At 67.8% G+C, this 16,485-nt stretch carries 16 protein-coding genes; 7 read left to right on the top strand and 9 right to left on the bottom strand.

Annotated features, from left to right (window positions below; genetic code table 11):
• Nucleotides 1–83 precede the first annotated feature (83 nt).
• Genes VFV67_RS34825 through VFV67_RS34815 form a run of 3 tightly spaced genes read left to right on the top strand, consistent with a single transcriptional unit; the run spans nucleotide 84 to nucleotide 3,812 of the window.
• Nucleotides 84–1,775: an LCP family protein gene (locus tag VFV67_RS34825; protein ID WP_326474982.1), complete on the top strand. Its 1,692-nt coding sequence runs from the start codon at nucleotides 84–86 to the stop codon at nucleotides 1,773–1,775.
• Nucleotides 1,776–1,818: 43 nt separating this feature from the next.
• Nucleotides 1,819–3,087 carry an LCP family protein gene (locus VFV67_RS34820; RefSeq protein ID WP_326474981.1) on the top strand — a complete coding sequence of 423 codons (1,269 nt, stop codon included), beginning with the start codon at nucleotides 1,819–1,821 and terminating at the stop codon, nucleotides 3,085–3,087.
• 23 nt (nucleotides 3,088–3,110) lie between these two features.
• On the top strand, nucleotides 3,111–3,812 hold the full coding sequence (locus tag VFV67_RS34815) for a TIGR03089 family protein (protein WP_326474980.1): 702 nt from the start codon (nucleotides 3,111–3,113) through the stop codon (nucleotides 3,810–3,812).
• Between the two features lie 31 nt (nucleotides 3,813–3,843).
• On the opposite strand, the gene VFV67_RS34810 is transcribed toward VFV67_RS34815, so the two are convergent.
• Complete coding sequence (locus tag VFV67_RS34810) at nucleotides 3,844–5,055, bottom strand: helix-turn-helix transcriptional regulator (protein ID WP_326474979.1); 1,212 nt, start codon at nucleotides 5,053–5,055, stop codon at nucleotides 3,844–3,846.
• Nucleotides 5,055–5,549: an NUDIX hydrolase gene (locus VFV67_RS34805; protein WP_326474978.1), complete on the bottom strand. Its 495-nt coding sequence runs from the start codon at nucleotides 5,547–5,549 to the stop codon at nucleotides 5,055–5,057. The genes VFV67_RS34810 and VFV67_RS34805 overlap by 1 nt, the downstream gene beginning before the upstream one ends.
• Before the next feature lie 251 nt (nucleotides 5,550–5,800).
• Between VFV67_RS34805 and VFV67_RS34800 the strand changes: the two genes are divergently transcribed.
• The gene (locus VFV67_RS34800) at nucleotides 5,801–5,980 is read left to right on the top strand and encodes a hypothetical protein (protein ID WP_326474977.1); all 180 of its coding nucleotides are present in this window, start codon (nucleotides 5,801–5,803) and stop codon (nucleotides 5,978–5,980) included.
• Nucleotides 5,981–5,983: 3 nt separating this feature from the next.
• Here the strand turns inward: VFV67_RS34800 and VFV67_RS34795 are convergent, their stop codons facing one another.
• From VFV67_RS34795 to VFV67_RS34770, 6 genes are all read right to left on the bottom strand, one after another.
• A complete protein-coding gene (locus VFV67_RS34795) occupies nucleotides 5,984–6,748 on the bottom strand; it encodes a VOC family protein (RefSeq protein WP_326474976.1) in 765 nt (254 codons plus the stop codon).
• Nucleotides 6,745–7,401 carry a helix-turn-helix domain-containing protein gene (locus VFV67_RS34790; RefSeq protein ID WP_326474975.1) on the bottom strand — a complete coding sequence of 219 codons (657 nt, stop codon included), beginning with the start codon at nucleotides 7,399–7,401 and terminating at the stop codon, nucleotides 6,745–6,747. The genes VFV67_RS34795 and VFV67_RS34790 overlap by 4 nt, the downstream gene beginning before the upstream one ends.
• Before the next feature lie 32 nt (nucleotides 7,402–7,433).
• Nucleotides 7,434–7,718: a hypothetical protein gene (locus VFV67_RS34785; RefSeq protein WP_326474974.1), complete on the bottom strand. Its 285-nt coding sequence runs from the start codon at nucleotides 7,716–7,718 to the stop codon at nucleotides 7,434–7,436.
• A complete protein-coding gene (locus VFV67_RS34780) occupies nucleotides 7,718–8,626 on the bottom strand; it encodes a glycoside hydrolase domain-containing protein (protein WP_326474973.1) in 909 nt (302 codons plus the stop codon). The genes VFV67_RS34785 and VFV67_RS34780 overlap by 1 nt, the downstream gene beginning before the upstream one ends.
• Nucleotides 8,627–8,777: 151 nt before the next feature.
• The gene (rox, locus tag VFV67_RS34775) at nucleotides 8,778–10,205 is read right to left on the bottom strand and encodes a rifampin monooxygenase (protein WP_326474972.1); all 1,428 of its coding nucleotides are present in this window, start codon (nucleotides 10,203–10,205) and stop codon (nucleotides 8,778–8,780) included.
• Between the two features lie 244 nt (nucleotides 10,206–10,449).
• Nucleotides 10,450–12,297: a tetratricopeptide repeat protein gene (locus VFV67_RS34770; protein ID WP_326474971.1), complete on the bottom strand. Its 1,848-nt coding sequence runs from the start codon at nucleotides 12,295–12,297 to the stop codon at nucleotides 10,450–10,452.
• 1,269 nt (nucleotides 12,298–13,566) lie between these two features.
• Between VFV67_RS34770 and VFV67_RS34765 the strand changes: the two genes are divergently transcribed.
• Nucleotides 13,567–14,517: a hypothetical protein gene (locus tag VFV67_RS34765; RefSeq protein WP_326474970.1), complete on the top strand. Its 951-nt coding sequence runs from the start codon at nucleotides 13,567–13,569 to the stop codon at nucleotides 14,515–14,517.
• A gap of 62 nt (nucleotides 14,518–14,579) precedes the next feature.
• Here the strand turns inward: VFV67_RS34765 and VFV67_RS34760 are convergent, their stop codons facing one another.
• Complete coding sequence (locus VFV67_RS34760) at nucleotides 14,580–15,002, bottom strand: NUDIX hydrolase (protein WP_326474969.1); 423 nt, start codon at nucleotides 15,000–15,002, stop codon at nucleotides 14,580–14,582.
• A gap of 68 nt (nucleotides 15,003–15,070) precedes the next feature.
• On the opposite strand from VFV67_RS34760, the gene VFV67_RS34755 reads away from it, so the two are divergent.
• A complete protein-coding gene (locus tag VFV67_RS34755; RefSeq protein ID WP_326474968.1) occupies nucleotides 15,071–15,850 on the top strand; it encodes a GntR family transcriptional regulator in 780 nt (259 codons plus the stop codon).
• Nucleotides 15,851–15,965: 115 nt separating this feature from the next.
• Nucleotides 15,966–16,367: a hypothetical protein gene (locus VFV67_RS34750; RefSeq protein ID WP_326474967.1), complete on the top strand. Its 402-nt coding sequence runs from the start codon at nucleotides 15,966–15,968 to the stop codon at nucleotides 16,365–16,367.
• Nucleotides 16,368–16,485 lie beyond the last annotated feature (118 nt).

The following is a 16,485-nucleotide window of genomic DNA, read 5'->3' as shown; positions in this document are numbered from 1 at the left end:
CGGCTGCGTAGAAACGAATAGCAGCGCCTTAACACGGCGGTCAGTAGGCTGGCAACCGGGTGGACCGGGGATGGGGAGAGCGCGTGGACGAGCGTTCGGACGACACGGACGGGTCTGGCGAAACGCCGCCCGCCGAGCCCGAGGTCACGCCCGATCCGGAGCCCCCGTTAGCGTCGCCGCCGCCCCGCGGCAACCTGCTGCGTTCCGTCGGCCTCGGCACCGGCCGGGCGATGTCCGCCGTGGTGTCGGCCGCCGTGCTCGCCACGACCGGTTACGCCTGGTGGACGGTCGGTGACCTCTCGGGGACGACCGTCACCACCGACGTGATCGACCACGAGGTGGCCGACACCCGAATCCCGCTCGACGGGGCCGTCGACATGCTGCTGGTCGGCATGGACAGCCGCACCGACGCCAACGGCAACCCGTTGCCCCGCGAAGTGATGGACATGCTGCACGCCGGTGTGAACGAGGGCGAGCGCAACACCGACACGATGATCCTGGTGCACATCCCGGTGGACGGGACCCGGGCGGTGGCCATCTCGTTCCCGCGCGACTCGTGGGTCCAGCTGGCCGGCGGGTTCGGCAGGCACAAGCTGAACTCGGCGTTCGCCTACGCCTACAACGACGCCCGGCGCGACCTGGCCAGGACCATCTCGGACCGCAAAGCGCTCGAGACGCAGGCGGCCACGGTCGGCCGGCGCAACCTGATCGAGACGATCGAGACGCTGATCGGCAAGGCGGTCACCATCGACCGGTACGCCGAGGTCAACCTGGCCAGCTTCTACGAGATCACCAAGGCCATCGGCGGCGTCGAGGTGTGCCTGAACGAGGCGGTGGACGAGCGGCGGTCCGGGGCGAACTTCCCGGCCGGGCGGCAGACCGTGGAGGGGGCGGCCGCGCTCGCGTTCGTGCGCCAGCGGTACGAGCTGCCCAACGGCGACCTGGACCGGATCGTGCGCCAGCAGGTGTTCCTCGGCGCGCTGGCCGACAAGGTGCTCTCCGCCGACATGCTGACCAGCCCGGCCAAGATCCGCGAGCTGGTCGGCGCCGTGCAGCGGTCGGTGGTGCTCAGCAACGGCTGGGAGCTGTTCACCTTCGCCGCCCAGATGCAGGGTTTGACCAGCGGCAACATCGACTTCTACACGATCCCCACCCAGGGCGCCGCCAAGATCGGCGGCGCGGACGTGATCCGGGTCGATCCGGCCGAGGTGCACCAGTTCGTGGCCGGGCTGGTCGGGGCGGCCGGGGCGGGGGCCGAGCCGTCGGCGAGGCCGGACTTCACCCCACCGTCCGGATCCACCACCACCACGACGCGCCCGTCCCGCACCACCCCCACCCAGGTGCCGCCCCGGGCCGGCCCCTCCGAGTTCGACCCGCCGCCGCTCCAACAGCCGTCGTCGATCACCGTCGACGTGCGCAACGGCTCCGGGACCGCCGGCCTGGCCGCCACCGTTGCGGACCGGCTGGTGGGTCAGGGCTTCCGGCGCGGCGAGATCGCCGAGTCGCCGGCGCAGGCGGTCACCGTGATCAGGTACGCGTCCGGCGAGCAGTACAGCGCGCAGCTGGTGGCCAGTGCGCTCGGCCGGCAGTTCGGGCTGGAGATGGACCTGAGCCTGCCGGCCGGCCGGGTCCGGGTGCTGCTCGGCAGCGACTACCCGTCCGGCTCGGCCCAGGGCAAGGTGCTGCGCCAGCCGACCACACCGAGTACACCTACCACTACCGAGCCCGTCCTACCGTCCCCGATCGTGGCAGGCAGTCTCACCTGCGTGAACTAACGTCCACCCCGGCTAACCTGATGGAGGGAGCGGAGGTGGGCAAATGAGTGAGGACGGGCCGACGGACATCGTCTCGGTCGCCGGCTCGTTCGACCCCGACGAGCTGCCCCCGCCCCCGCCCCCGCCCCGGCGCCGGCGCGGCCCACGGGTGCTGCTGATCTCCGTTCGGGTACTGATCGGGTTGTTCTCCGCAGCGGTGCTCGCCGCCACCGCGCTGGTGGACGTGAAGGTCGACCAGCTGCAGGACAGCGTCAACACCACCGACGCGCTGGCCGAGGCGCAGGAGCAGGCCGATGCGCCGGCCGTGGACGACGGGGCCAACGACATCCTGATCGTCGGCAGCGACACCCGGACCGATCTGCAGGGCAACCCGCTGCCGCTGAAGCTGCTCAAGGAGCTGCGCACCGAGGCCACCGAGACGCTCAACACCGACACGCTGATCCTGGTGCGGTTCCCGCGCAACGGCGCCAAGGGGTATGCCGTCTCGATCCCGCGGGACACCTACGTGCCGGTACCGAACTGGCGCGAGGAGAAGATCAACGGCGCGTTCGGCGTGACCAAGGCCAGGGCGGCCGAGGACATGGTGCGGGCCGGCGAGAAGGACCGCAAGAAGATCGAGCGGGACTCCGACAGCGCCGGGCGCAGCGCGCTGATCGGGGCGGTGCAGGGCCTGACCGGGGTGCGCATCGACCACTACGCCGAGATCACGCTGTACGGGTTCTACCTGCTCACCAAGGCCATCGACGGCGTGGAGGTGTGCCTCAAGCAGGCCACGAGCGACACCGACTCGGGCGCCAACTTCCGCCGCGGAACGCAGACCGTGCGCGGCGCCGACGCGGTGTCGTTCGTCCGGCAGCGCAACAACCTGCCGCGCGGCGACCTGGACCGGATCGTGCGCCAGCAGGTGTTCCTGTCCTCGGCGATCAACAAGGTGCTCTCCGGCGGGATGCTCACCGACACCGGCAAGCTCAACGAACTGTCCGACGCGGTGTCCAAGACCGTGGTGATGGACCCGGGCCTGCACTTCCTGGACCTGGTCAACCAGGCCCAGGCGCTGGCATCCGGCGCGGTCGAGTTCGTCACCATCCCGGTCACCGGCGTCGGCGCCCGCAACGACCGCGGCCAGAGCATCATCACCGTGGACATTCCGGCCGTGCACAGCTACATCGCCCAACTCATCTCCGGGGCCCGGCCACCCATGCCCAGCCCGGTCGTACCCCCCACCGGTCCACCCGGTCTGCGCGGCCCGCAGCCGTTGGCGTTGAATGGCTCCGCCGTCGCGCGCGCCGCAGCGGTGCCCTGCATCGACTGAGACTCTGTGTACCGGGAGCGTCGTTGAGCATCACCGAGGCCCTGCTCCGCCCGCTGCTGAACACCGCGCCGGCCCGCCCCCTGATCACCCACTACGACGACGCCGCCGGCACCCGCGTCGAGCTTTCCGTTGCCACACTGGGAAACTGGGCGGCCAAGACGGCCAACTGGCTGGCCGACGAACACGATGTCGGGCCGGGGACCGACATCGCCGTCCTGCTCCCCGCCCACTGGCAGACCGCCGGCATCCTCCTTGGCGCCTGGTGGTGCGGCGCCAACATCACCACCGGCCCCGCCCGCCTCACCTTCCTTCCCCCTGGTGCACCGATCCCGCCCACCGAGGTCGCCGTCATCGCCTCCCTCGACCCCATGGGCCGCGACCTCGGCACCCCACCCGACGGCACCCTCGACTACATCGCCGAATGCCGCATCCACGCCGACGATTTCCTCCCCGTCGTCCCGGTCCCGGACTCGACTCCCGCCCTCGCCGGCACCCCCGTCTCCGAAACTCTGTCGCAGGCCCGATCCCGCGCCACCGCCCTCGCCCTCACCCGCGCCTCCCGGATCCTGTCCACCCGCGACTGGACCATCCCCACCGGCCTCCTGGAAGCGTTCCTGACCCCCCTCGCCGCAGGCGCCTCCCTCGTCCACATCACCAACCCGGACCCCGCCACCCTCCCCTCCCACCGCACCACCGAACGCACCACGGTCGACCTCCCCACCTGACCCCAGCGCAGCCCCGCGGGACAAACCGGGACTAAATGACGCCGTAGTGCGTCGCAAGGACGGCGAACAGCAACCCACGCCGCCTGGTCGCGCGGTCGGCAAGAATCCGCATCGTCCCCGCACCAAGAGGTTGGTACCGCACCCATTCCGGAGCTATCGCCCGCGCTTCCGCCAGGTAGGCGGGCGCTCGTCGGTCAGCACGCAAGTCAGCCGATGCGGCCGCGAGCATGAGCCGGTGGCCGGCTTCCCAGAACGCCGGCACCTCGCCCCGTGTCGTCGGAGTGCGCTCCGCGAGACGCAGTGCGGCCTCGGAGTCGCCGAGCCGCACGGCCTGCTCAACTGCCTGGAACGCGGCAACCCTCGGCCCGAAGATCGCTGCCTCTGAACTGTGGTCCCGCCCGAACCGCACCGCCGCGGACTGGGCAACGGCGAGCAGGTCCCCGGCCCGCCCGCCATTGCCGGACCGGATCGCGGCGGCCGCCGCATTGAACATCAGGTTGCCGAACACACCGACTCGATGCTGTTCGGGATCCAGCAGGCCGGGCTCGACCCGCTCCGCCGCCTTCACCGCAACCTGCTCGGCCTCCTCGGCACGGCCCTGCCGAACGAGGGTCCACACGAGATACCGCACCGAGATCGCGGTCTGGAGATCGGGTGCGTCGGAGCTACCAGCGGCCTGCACGGCACGCTCGGCGGCGGTCCACGCTAGGTCGTCGAGATCGAACCGTCCGGCGACGCCGGCGGCCAAGCGGTATGCGGCGGACTGCACCCGGTGCGCGGCGGCCCGATCGTCACCCTGATGCGAATGGGCGAACCGGAGGATGTCGATGAGCAGAGGCGGCAGCACGCACAACAGCTCGGCATGGCGGCCATCCACGTAGGCCTGCCAGGCGCGACGCGCCATGTCGGTGAGCACCTCGACGGGAATGACCTCGGCGCGCTCGGTGAACTCGACGAGGCCGGCAATGTGCTCGGTCGCGGTGACGGCTCTGCGAAGGTCGCCGACATCGACCCTGACCGTCCCGACCGGCTGCTGGATGCCGAGCAGCACGCTCGGCGTGACTCCCAGAGCTCCGGCCAACTTGTGCACAGTGGACGGCCGGGTGGTCCGCCGCTCGGCGCGCTCGATCCGGGCCACCGTGTCGACCGCGACGCCGGCCGCCGCGGCGAGCTGCTCCTGAGACAGGTCACGCGCTTTGCGGATCCGTGCGAGGTTCTCGGACAGCGACCAGGGATCGGACATCAACTGATGATCCTTCCCTGCTGGCACATCGTGGTCTCGCCATTCTCAACCGCTGTGACCGCCGCCGTGATCCGGGCGGCCAAAACCGGCTTGACCTTGTTCCGCATATCCATTGCGGTGTGGAGCGAAACGGAGACGATCTCGGCACCGAGCCGCATTCCGGCGAGATCCCGCTCTTCGACCGGGCCGCCGTCGAATACGAACGCGATGCGCTCGGGCAGGCCGTCATTCTCGGCCGGCACGTGGTCGACGACCAGCAAGCGACCGAGCGAACGCTCCAGTCCGGTCTCCTCGTACAACTCGCGCTGAGCGGTCTCCCACGGGCCTTCGCCGGGTTCGACCACGCCGCCGGGAATGTCACAGTAGGGCTTGTAAGAAGGTTCGACAAGCAGAACGCGACCCTGCTCGTCTCGGAGCAGCACACCCGCCGAGAGAACCTTTCTGGGCAGCCCGGCGACGTATTCGTCGAACGGCAACAGCTCAAGCTCGGCCAACGTTCCGCTCCCGTCCCCGGATATCGACTCGCGAGGCTACTCCGTCATGGCCACGACCGTTTCCCTGCTCGACAGGCAGGATTGGCCAGCCGCTGCCCCGCGAGCTGTGCTTCCACGGCGGTGTTCTTGCGGCCCACGAGGACCGATATTGCCTCCGTACGAGAGGTGACAGGGATGAATCGACCGCGTCATGCCGGACTTCGGCAAGCCTGGCTGAACAGCGAACCCGCTCCCGGCCCGGCGACGCTGCCATGGCTGAGCCCGTCTGGCTCACCTCCCCGTGGGATCACCTCAGCCACGCCTTCCACCCCGACATGATCGGCGAGCTGACCGCACGGGCGATGTGCGACCACAGTGCCCTGGCCGCCCGGCTGGCCGAACCCCACCCGGACGACCGGCGGTGCCTGGCGTGCCTGCTGCTGATGCGCTGACCGTCAGTTCTCCCAGGCTTCGCCGTCGGGGCTGGCGATGACGACGGTGTAGCCGTCGGGGTCCTTGATCCAGAGTTCGCGGTGGGCCGGGCCGTTGCCCTGGCCTTCGGGTGGGTTGCGGTGTGGGGCGCGCAGGATGGCGGCGTCGAGTTCCTTGGCGCGGGTGACGGCGCCGTCGAAGTCGGTGACCTCGCCGAACCACAGCAGGGCGCCGTTGCCGATCTCGCGGTCCGGGTCGGCGACCGGGCCGTGGTGGTGCTCGACGCCGAGATGGTGCAGTTGCAGCACCAGGGTTCCGTCGGCGAGCAGGCGTTCGTACGCCGGGCCGCCGTGATCACTTTGCAGGCCAAGGAGTTGCTGGTACCAGCGACTCGACGCTTCGACGTCGCGCACCGCGATCATGGTCTGCGGCGCAGCGGTGCGGACCGGCGCGACCAGCCCGATCCGGTTGCCGGCCGGGTCGTCGATCTCGGCGAGCCAGCGTTCACCGCCGTCCAGCCTCGGCCGGTCCCGCACCGCGCCGCCGGCCGCGATCGCCCGCCGCAGCGCCGGATACAGGTCGTCGACACAGATCCAGAGCACCGGTCCACCGGCGCCGGCCGGCCCCAGCTCGGTGGTCAGCTGGCCGATCATCCCGGGGGCCTCGAAACCGCCAAGGGTGTGATCGGCCACCCAACCGAACACCGACTCGTAGAACGCCGCCGAGCGCGCGATGTCCGTGGCGGGCAGTTGCAGGTAGCCGATCTGGCCGTGCGACGGGTGTTTCATGGCGTTCGCCTCCCGGGTTGGGTGTCGATCAACAGCCGGCCGACCGAGCCGGCGAACCAGCGTTGGTACCGCGGGACGGTCCATCCGCGCCGGCGGGTGAGCCGGTCGAACACCGCGGGGTCCATCAGAATCCACACGGTGTCGACGGCCTCCTCCGCGGTGCCGTCCGCGCGCAGGGATGCCTTGCGGGACAACTGGTCGACGATCCAGGCGGCGGTGGTGCCGCGTTGCGCGGCCAGTTCCGCGGCCAGCTCGGCAAGTTCGGAGTCGGCGCCCGCGGCCTCGAACGCGGCCAGCACCAGGCCGGCCGACCGCTGCTGGGCCGCGCCGACCACGTCCGCGACGACCGCAAGGAATCCGTCCGGACCTTCCGCCCGCACCGCCGCCTCGGCCCAGCTCCGGTCGAGCACCGGCACCGGCTCGTGGTCACCGGCGATGGCGACGTCGATCGCCGCCTTGAGCAATCGTCCTTTGGTGCCGAACAGCAGCTCCACGGTCGGCACCGACACCCCGGCCCGCGCGGCGATCGCCCGCATCGTCGCGCGGGCGAACCCGCGCTCGAGAAACTCCGCCGAGGCCGCCTCGAGCACCCGTCGCCGGGTCAGCCGGGCCTGTTCCTCCCGCCGGCTCGACCGGTAGCCACGCCGCTCCACATCGCCCAGAATTGACTATGGTGAGACCATAGTCAATGGGCGACCGGCGTCTTCTGCTCGGCCTCGCGGTACACCGGCGGGCGGGCGGAGCCGAGCAGGATCCGGGTCAGCCAGTCCGGCATGCGCGGCTCGATCCAGCGGACGACCGCGTACACCGCGCCGAGGGCCGCCAGCTCGGTGACCTTCTCGGCGACCGGGGTGCTGGCCAGCCAGTCCGACACCGGCTGCGGAAGGCCGAGTTTGGCCAGCCACAGCACGACCACGGCCCAGACGCCGGGGACCACGGTCCGAACGATCGAACGGGTGTAGTCGGACATCAGGGGACGCTGCCTTCCCGCTCGGGCTGTTGCGCGGCAATGCCGAACTGGCCGAGCACCCCGCTCAGCGCGTCAGCGACCTGGTCCGGGGTGATGCCCAACGCGCCGGCCGCGATGAGCCGCTCGGCGAGCGGGCCGGCCAGCACCGCGGCGAACTCGGCCGGGTCCGGCCCGGCGAGCCCGGCGAGGATGCCGCGCAGGGCGTTCGCGGCGCCGGCCCCCATCCCCGGCACCTCGCTGTGCGCGTCGATCAGCAGGTTGTGCACGGCGCGGTAGACCACGTCTTCGAGCTGCTTCTCGCTGTAGGGCATGTCGTCCTCCTCATCGCTCCCCGGCCCCGAGGTTTGCCCGTAGTCGGCTTTGAGCACGTCGTTGACGTCGCACCGGATGCCGCCACAGCTGATCTGACCGAGCCGCTGGAACAGGTGCGCGCGGCCCTCGCGCCGCCCGGCCGACCACGCCACGGTCTGCCAGCCCCAGCGGATCAGCCCAAGATCGAACAGGTGGCCCACCACCCGGAATCCGCCGTACCCGCCGACCCGGCCCACGCCCAGAACGTCGCAGGCTCCCCGGAAGTACTCGACCACCGTGCCCGGGCCGGCGTCATAGTCCACCGCGAAGTAGATGGCTCTCGGCTCGATCCCCACCGCCCGCGCCTGGCTCAACGCCCAGTTCGCGTCATGCCGTCCCGCCGCCCGGCCCTGGCTCACCCGGCTGGTCGACACGTGCTGGTACACCAGCGCGATCCCCAATCCACGGGCGCGCATGTCGGCCACCTCAGCCGCGGTCAGCGGCCGCACCCGGGACGACCCCTCCTTGCGCAGATACCGGATCACCCCGGCAAAACCCATCCGCCGCACGTTCTCCGCACCCGGATAACCCGCGGAATAGTCCAGAATCTGAGCCATTCGATCAGCCCCCCAGCCCGCCGCCCCCCGACGCCGAAGCCGTCACCCCAGTCACGGCTGGACGCAAATTCTAATACCCCGATCCGCCCGCCGGCACCGGCTTTTCGGGCAGATTTCAAGGATCCGGGACCCGACCAAGGTGCGGGATTGCTCAGCTGACGGCGGCGCCGAACCACGTGGGCAGTCGGTCGAACAGATCCTGCTGGTCGTCACCGACCCAGGCCACGTGGCCGTCGGGCCGCAGCAGTACGGCGGGCACCTGCAGCTCCTCGCTGACGTCGACGACGTGATCGACCCGATCCGCCCATCCCCCAACGGAAAGCCGGCCGGTCTGGTCGAGCAACAGGCCACGGCCGCCGTGCATCAGCTCGTAGAGGCGCCCCCGCTTCAATCCCACGTCCCGCATCCGCCGGCCGAGCAGCTCATGCCCCTCGCCGAAGTCGTAGCGAACCGCGATCGCGGTGATCTTCTCGGTCAGGTAACGGTTCACCTCCTCGAAAACCATCAGCTCGGACACCAGCCGGCGCACCGCCCGCGGGCCCGGCTCGGGTGAGATCAGCACCATCTGCGCGCGGGTGTTGTTCAGCACCTCGGCGGCCACCGGGTGCCGTTCGGTGTGGTAGCTGTCCAGCAGCCCGGCCGGCGCCCAGCCGTTGATCTCGGCGGCCAGCTTCCAGCCGAGGTTGAACGCGTCCTGGATGCCGAGGTTGAGCCCTTGCCCACCGACCGGCGGGTGGATGTGGGCCGCGTCCCCGGCCAGCAGCACCCGCCCGACCCGGTAGCGCTCAGCCAGCCGGGTGGCGTCGCCGAACCGGGACAACCAGCGCGGCGAATGCACGCCGAAGTCGGTGCCGGCGAACACCCGCAACTGCCGCTTGACCTCCGCGAGCGTGGGCGCGACCGCGCGATCCTCGGTCACCCCCTCGGCCGGCACGACGACGCGATACACCCCGTCCCCGAGCGGCCCGAGGCCGAACCGCAGCTGCGTCTTGCGGACCTCGGCCACCACCGCCGCCACCTCCTCCGGCGGCACGCCCACCTCCATCTCGCCGAGCAACGTCTCGACCCTCGAGGGCTCACCAGGAAAGCCCACGCCCAGCAACTTGCGCACCGTGCTCCGCCCCCCGTCGCAGCCGACCAGGTATCGCGCCCGCAACCGCGCGCCATCAGCCAACTCGACGCTCACCCCCTGATCGTCCTGACTCAGCCCCACCAGCTCGCACCCACGCCGGATCTCGGCCCCCACCTCGATCGCATACTCCTCCAACAGGCGATCGGTGGTGGTCTGCGGAATCCCGAGCACGTAGCCGTGCGCGGTGTCCAACCGCTCCGGCGACGACTTCGGGATGGCCGCGAAGAAACCGCCGACCGGATACTTCTGCCCGTGCGCCAGGAACCGCTCCAGCAGGCCGCGCTGATCCATCACCTCGATACTGCGCACGTGCAGCCCCAACGCGCGGACATACCTGGTCGGCTCCGCCTCCCTCTCCACCACCAGCACCCGCACCCCGTGCAACCGCAATTCCCCGGCCAGCATCAACCCGGTCGGTCCGCCCCCGGCAACGATCACGTCAAACATGAGCCCCCGATTCACCTCAGTTCGCATTCTCCGGCCAGCAACTCCACCCGATCCGGCGCCGTACCCGCCCGATTTCCGCAGCTCCTGACCCCGGCCGGCCATTCTGCGCCACCCCCCGGGCCTTGCCGCAAGCCCCCCGGTGCGCTATATGTTGAAAGTGGCAGGGAGTAGAGATTTCCCCTGCCTTTTTGTGTCCCGCGTGGACGATCAAGCTCAGCTGCCCCGACGTGACCCGCCAGGTCGGCTAGCGGCTGGCCTCGTCCATCTCACTACGCTCCGCGAGCAGCACGCTCAACTGGTTCACAGCCGCGGCATGTCCGGTGCCAGCAGCGCGGCGATACCAGGCCTCCGCCTCCTCCTTGTCGCCCCGCCGGGCCAGCAGCACGCCCAGGTTGTACATGGCGGCGGCATGACCGGCATCAGCGGCGCGGCGATACCAGGTTTTCGCGTCCTCGTCGTCGCCCCGCCGAGCCAACAGCACGCCCAGGTTGTACATGGCATCCGCATCACCCGCATCGGCCGCCCGGCGATACCAGGACTCCGCCTCCACGTCATCACCGCGCCGAGCCAACAGCACACCCAAATTGCTCATGGCGTCCGCATCACCCGCATCAGCAGCGCGGCGCCACAGCGACTCCGCCTCCACGGCGTCACCCCGCCGAGCCAACAGCACGCCCAGGTTGTACATGGCGTCCGCATCGCCAGCATCAGCCGCGCGGCGATACCAGGACTCCGCCTCCACGTCATCACCGCGCCGCGCCAACAGCACACCCAAATTGCTCATGGCGCCGGCATTGCCGATCTCGGCGGCTCGCCGCCAGGACCGCTCGGCCACCTGATGGAGACGGTAGGTGACTTCCGCCTGATAACCGACGGCGTTCAACTCGTCCGCCGTTGCGTGATCAATAACGAGTTCCCAGGTATCGAGCGGGACGGTCGGGTCGGAAACCATGAGTTGATCGAGGGCGTAGTCGTAGACGGAGTAGTTGTCGCTCTCGTCGAGTTCGAGCAGTGCGACCGTCGGGTTGATCTCGCGAGTCGCCCACCGCAGCGCATCCGCGTAGTTGTCACTGTTGCCAAGGTCGGCGCGCTGCCGCGCGGTCAGGCGCGCTCCAGCCAATGCCGGCAACAGTTCGGCCGGCACACCCCGAATGATCCCGGCTCGCCTCCAGTCGACGGCACCCAGGAGCAGCGCGTACCCCAACGGGTTGTAATGAGCACCGAGGGTTATTTGATCGGCGACATGCTGCGTGGCACCTACGTACTCACCGATCCCGATGTTGATGATGCGCTCACGAACCTGCGGATCAGGAATGGCCCGCAAGATGTCGTCGTCCGCCGGCCGGTCCCGATCTCGATCGAGAGTGACCTTGCAGAACGCGATCAGCAGATCCCATTCCGGAGGGCGAAGTTGGTCGGTAGGCCGAAACCGATCCCACTCGCGAGCGCGGATGGTGGCCACGATGCAGTTCTGTGCGGCCAGACGGGTAATCAGGCCCGGAGTCAGCGCGTTGCCGGCCAGGAAACGGTCCAGATCGTCAAGCCAGATCACGTGATCCCGGAGCACCATGTCAGCCTTGTCCAGCTCAGCAAGACTTGTCGGCGAATCGGGAATCAGGACCGGCCGCTCCGGAAACAGGTCCTTGACCACCTCGACGGCCAACCTGGTCTTACCGACCATGGAAGATCCGACAATCAGTACCGGCCGTTGCGCCCGCAGATGGTCGGCGACCTCACGTTCCTTGGATCGCCGTGGAATGTAGGGCACATCGACCACCGCGGCATGCACCCGCAACGCCTGGAGGTCGATATCGGCGACTACCGGAAGCTTGTCCCCTATACGCGCATCGGTTCCAAGAAAACTACGCCGGATGGTGCTCTTGGCGTCCAGCCGCTGATCTTGCCAGCGTATCCAGATTGATCCCGCCCCAGCGGCAAGGGCGGTGAGCGCGGTCGCGGTCGCGAGCGCCCATTCTCCCGCGTTGGGCCACTTGAGCGCGGCCGCGACGCCCACCGCGGGGATCAGCAGTACCAGGAGACCAAGCGTCGTGACCCGTTGGCCGCGAGGTCGAAGCCTCGTCTTCTTCGTCATGGCTCCCTCGCACCCGGACTGCCGCCACGGACGTACATCGTCACAGACGAGTGCGCCACAAACAACGGTCAGTATCGCCCTGCCTTCGAAAGATCACACGGACCGGACGGGGCCCGCCTAATTGGCGACCCGCCAAGGCAACGACGCACAACCATCACTTTGCCGCCATTCGCGGCGATCGGGCACACGCGGATTGGGACAGATCCTTGACACGACACACCAATTGATCACGTTCATGTGCCACGAGCCGCAGCGTTGCCCGCGTGAACATGGCGCAGATCATTGCAACCGATCAGACCCCTGCGCCGGCCAATTTGGAACGCTATCCGAAGACCATCGCTTCCCGTGCCCTAGCCCTTGAGTAGGTACCGAGCCATTACCAGCCGCTGGATCTGGTTGGTTCCCTCGTAAATTTGGGTGATCTCTCGTCGAGGTCAGCCCCACTCCAGGCCAACCCGCCGTGCGTGCCATCTGACCAGCCCGAACAGCTCTCGCCAGTTCTCCCGGATTCTCCCCACTACCCGACCTGCGACGGCCTGGAGGCGGCCTGATCTTGGTCGGGTGATCACCACATACCGCACCCTGACGCGCGGCGCCGTCCGAACGAGAACGATCGGCACGAACAACCCGGTCAGCTGGTAGCGCGGCCAGAGAGCGAGCTGGTTGGGGCTGACGGCGCGGCGCATGCTGGGCTCCCTTTAGGTCGGGTCCTGCTCGGGTGCGTCCCTTCGCACTGGCCGGCAGTTAGCGCCGGGTCGTCGGTGTCAAGGGTGGCGCAGCCATCGGCGAAGCCGACGCGACGTAGGAGCGCCCTTGATGCCGGCGGCCTGGCGTTAAACGATCAGTGCCTGCGAGGGGCCGCCCATAGATGAGGCGCGCGGACTGCTCGTTGATCCTGCCGGTCGCGCTCCTGATCCAGGTGGCCGCCGATGACGGTTCGCGGACGTGCCCTGCCGCGCTGAGCTGCGCCGCGCGGCCCGGCCGGCGTGAGCGAAGCGGCAGCCGGCCGTGTGCCGCGACGGATGCCGGCGCAGCGACCAGCGCAACGGGCACACCCGAGCGGGCCGCCACCGGCGGCCCGCCTTGATCCCATAGAGGCAAATTCAGCAGGAACCACGAGGAACCACGCGAGGAACCACAAGGAAACAAAAATGCGCCACCGACCTGCGTTACTAGCGGGGCAGCGACTTACCCGGCAAGACCTGTATTACCTACCGTAACGGCACTGACACTGAATGCGCTTGAAACGGGTGGCCACTCGCCTGCGACATGAACGTCATGACACTCCTAGACGAGATCATCGAGAGTGCTAGTGGAGACGACGTCCCGGTATCTAGCCTTCTGAGGAAGGTCAAGGTCCTGGCGTCGCGAATCGGCACAGGAGACCTCGCGAAGTGGGTAGAGCACGAACTTGTTGGTTACTCTAATTCTGACGAGCTTCCATCCTACAGGGGGCCGTTCGAAGCTGAAGTGCTTGGCCATTTTTCTGGGCCAATGGGAAGCGGGCTTAATAACGCTCCGATTCCGCCTAGTGCGTTTCCGGAAAATCTACGTGAAGGCTACCTATTCAAGGTTGCGTTTCCGCAGCCGATCGCCGAACTCCAGGAGCTAGGAAAAGCAAAGAGTGCGGACAACCTTGGTTCACCCTGGCCCGCCGATGCCATAAGTATGACCAACTACATGTTGCAACAAGGCAGAATAAAACTGTACCCATACATGGGCCTTATGCAAGCAACCCGTCGCGTTAGCCCTCAGCAGCTCAGTGCCATCATTGATACAGTGCGCTCGCGCGTACTCGACCTGGCGCTAACGTTAGAGGGGGTTTCTCCTGGCGTAGGAGAGCGTGGTACATCCAAAATCGATACGGCAACTGCTCAAACAATCATCAATAACATATACGGCGGATCAAACAATGTCGCGATCCAGAGCTCGGACTTTCACCAGGAGATCGCAGCTCCTCCTCGCGGGGACGAGGCGGCGCTAATCTCTTCACTAGCCTCGATCGGAATTAGCGAATCACAAATAGGCGAGCTACGCGATGCGCTACGTGCGGATCGCGAAGAAGCCGGCGGGCAGGCCCCCGATACGCCCGGGCCGCGAGTGAATGCCTGGTTGGGCAAGCTAACTTTAGGGGCGGCCAATGCAAGCGGAAAGATAGCCACATCGGCAATTGGCGGCGTGGTCGGCGGACTCATTAAGAGCTATTTCGGTATCGCATAGGACGATCTCGCCGCTCCTGATTCACGAAACATTCTTGCGCACGCAGGATCTCAGGTTTGGCTCTAGGCTAGGCCCACGCCGTCGTGAGCACGCGTTCGGACATCGTCGGCAAAAGCATCAAGAACCCTGACGGCATAGGCTGCGTCCATTGCTTCCTCTACCTCTGCACGGCTCATCCATCGAACCTCGGCTGATTCGCTCGTGATTACCGCATTTAGATGATCGGCACTACAACGGAAGACAAGCGCGACGATTCCGCGGTTCATGTTCTTGTAGACGCCGGTGAGGCGATCGACTGTGACGGTAACGCCGGTTTCTTCAAGGACTTCGCGACGGACACCTTCGTCGAAGGTTTCGTTGAGTTCGAGGACTCCGCCGGGTGGTTCCCATTTGTTGTTGTCGCGGCGGCGGATGACGAGCACGCGGTCTTGGGCGTCGATGATGATTCCGGCGACGCTGACTGAGTGTTTCGGGGTGTCGGTCATGCCGAACTTTCCTTATCCGACCGGGCGTGCCATACTGTCACTTGTCTAGTCGTCTACAGGAGTCCGTCATGGTTGACCTCGGTGTCATCGATAGGACTGACGACCGCCCACCCTACCGGCAGATCGCTACGCAGCTGCGTCGGCTGATCTCGACGGGCAAGCTCACGCCGGGTGCGAAGCTGCCGTCGGAGAGCGAGCTGATCGAGCACTATGGCGTGGCTCGGATGACCGTGCGGCAGGCGTTGCAGGAGTTACGTGGTGAGGGCCTGGTGGTCGCCGAGCACGGCAAGGGTGTGTTCGTGCGATCGGCTCCCCCGGTGCGGCGGTTGGCGTCCAACCGGTTCGCGCGAGCGCATCGCAAGGAGGGCAAGGCGGCGTTCCTAGTAGAGGCTGAGGCCACCGGCCGCAAGGCGACCGTGGATCAGATCTCGGTGACTACGGAGCCGGCCCCGGCCGATATCGCCGACCGGCTGCACCTGGCGGAAGGCGCGCGGGTGGTCATGCGGTCGCGGCGGTACCTGGCCGATGGGGTGCCGGTGGAGATCGCCACGTCCTACGTCCCGGAGTCGATCGCGGCGGGGACGGCGATCACCAGCACCGACACCGGGCCAGGCGGTATCTATGCGCGGATCGAGGAGCAGGGGCACGAGCTGGGGCGCTTCACCGAGGAGGTCACGGCGCGGATGCCGACTCCGGAGGAGCGCAAGGTGCTCCAGATCGGGGCGGGAGTGCCGGTGATGACCCTGGTCCGGACTGCGTTCGACGTGGATGACCTGCCGGTTGAGGTGTGCGACACAGTCAAGGTCTCACACGCTTACGTGCTGGAGTACGACGTCCCGGCTCGCTGAGCGTTCCCGAAAGCGAAGGATCATGTTTCCCGATTGAACTCCTCTAGACGACTATGTACCTTGGAACTTGTCTAGAGGACCGACCGAGGTCGGTGGCTGAGAGAGGACACAGCAGATGGCTATCCCAGGTGGTTACCGGTTCAAGATCCCGTTCGATGACGTGTTCCCGCAGGGGTGCTACGTGATGAGTGTCGAGCGGGCCAAGGACTACAACAACGGCAAGCCGAAGGACGCGGTGGATGCGGTCTCGGGGTTGCCGGTGTGGGCGGTGCAGGTGACTGATCCGTCGGCGAAGGGGAAGAACACCGGTCAGGTGGTCAAGATCGCGGCGACGTACCAGCCGGAGCCGTTGCCGGCGATTCCGGGGACGCCGTTTCGGCCGGCGGCCTTCGAGGACATGAGTGCGGTGCCGTATGTGCGGGACGGGTGGGTGTCCTACACGTTGTGGGCCAAGGCGATGCGCTCGGCGCTGCCGGTTGAGCAGGGTAAGCCGGCGGCGAAGTCGGCTGCGGCCTGAGCGGGGTGGGGTCGTGAGGTTGCGGGACTCGGGCGTGGGTCGTGGGCTGATCGACCCCACTCCGCGCCGTGGTGGTGAGCGGCGATGACCGGTAAGCAGCACCAGCCGTTGATGCCAG

This window comes from Actinophytocola sp., from assembly GCF_035762905.1.
In the GTDB taxonomy this organism is placed as follows: Bacteria; Actinomycetota; Actinomycetes; order Mycobacteriales; family Pseudonocardiaceae; genus DASYTH01.
The sequence above is the reverse complement of the archived record's forward strand: the minus strand, read 5'-3'. Positions and strand labels throughout refer to the sequence as shown.